Here is a 1,187-nt window from a genome sequence, read left to right as displayed (position 1 = left end):
AAAAAAGAGTTACGTAGAAAAGAAAAAGCATTAGCTGAAACCGCAGCGTTGTTGGTACTGCGAAAAAAGTTGAATGCGCTTTGGGAAGAAGACGAGGAGAGCTAACTCCTTTACCAGAGCGACAAAGGCTGATCCAATTAATCAGGGAAGCCTTTGAAAATGGGGCAAGACGAAAGTTAGCATGTAGTGAGGCTGGAATTAATGTGCGGACATACTATCGTTGGGCACCATCAGGAAACGTTCAAGCTGATGGCAGGCCTACAGCAAGTAGACCAGTGCCAAAGAACAAATTAAGTGAGAGTGAACATGAACAGAGCATCTCGCTGTGTAATCAGCCTGAGTTTGCAAGTTTACCTCCCTCTCAGATAGTACCTACGTTAATGGATAATGGCTGCTATATTGCTTCAGTATCTTCATTTTATCGGGTACTAAAGCAGGCTAATCAATTACATCATAGAGGACGGAGTAAGGTACGAAGAAAAGTAGCGAAACCAACGACATATAAAGCTGAATCGGCCAATGAAGTCTGGTCATGGGATATTACTTATTGTGCATCTATTGTGAGAGGTCAGTTTTATTACCTGTATATGATTGAGGATATCTATAGCCGAAAAATAGTAGGTTATGAAGTACATGAAAGAGAGTGTGGCTATAAAGCAGCTGAGCTGCTACAACGGACCTGTTGGCGAGAGAAAATAGCGAATAAACCACTGGTATTACACTCAGATAACGGCGCACCGATGAAATCAGTCACAATGAAAGTAAAGATGGAAGAGTTAGGGATTGCATCATCATATAATCGGCCAAGGGTGAGTAATGATAACCCATTCTCAGAATCGACCTTCAGGACACTGAAATATCGACCTAACTGGCCTTCAAATGGCTTTAAAAGCCTAGATGAAGTACAAAATTGGGTGCAAAGTTTTGTTGATTGGTACAACAATAAGCACAAACACAGTAGGATAAAGTTCGTGACACCGTCACAAAGGCATCAAGGAATAGATGGTGCTATTTTAGCCAAGCGAAAGTTGGTATTAGAAGCAGCAAAAGACAAAAATCCACTACGGTGGTCGGGAGATGTACAAAACTGTGAAGCTGAAGGCCCGGTTACATTAAATCCGGTTCCTGATATTGAAATTGCGGCATAAAAATTAATAAAGTGATGACAACTGTCTTGAAAAACACCG

At 41.4% G+C, this 1,187-nt stretch carries 1 pseudogene; it reads left to right on the top strand.

What is annotated here, in order from left to right:
• Nucleotides 1-1,148, top strand: a pseudogene (locus CJF42_RS26095) (IS3 family transposase); the annotation flags it as partial.
• Between the last annotated feature and the right edge of the window lie 39 nt (nucleotides 1,149-1,187).

It is taken from the genome of Pseudoalteromonas sp. NBT06-2, from assembly GCF_002276045.1.
In the GTDB taxonomy this organism is placed as follows: domain Bacteria; phylum Pseudomonadota; class Gammaproteobacteria; order Enterobacterales; family Alteromonadaceae; genus Pseudoalteromonas.
This window is presented reverse-complemented; position numbering and strand designations above follow the sequence as displayed.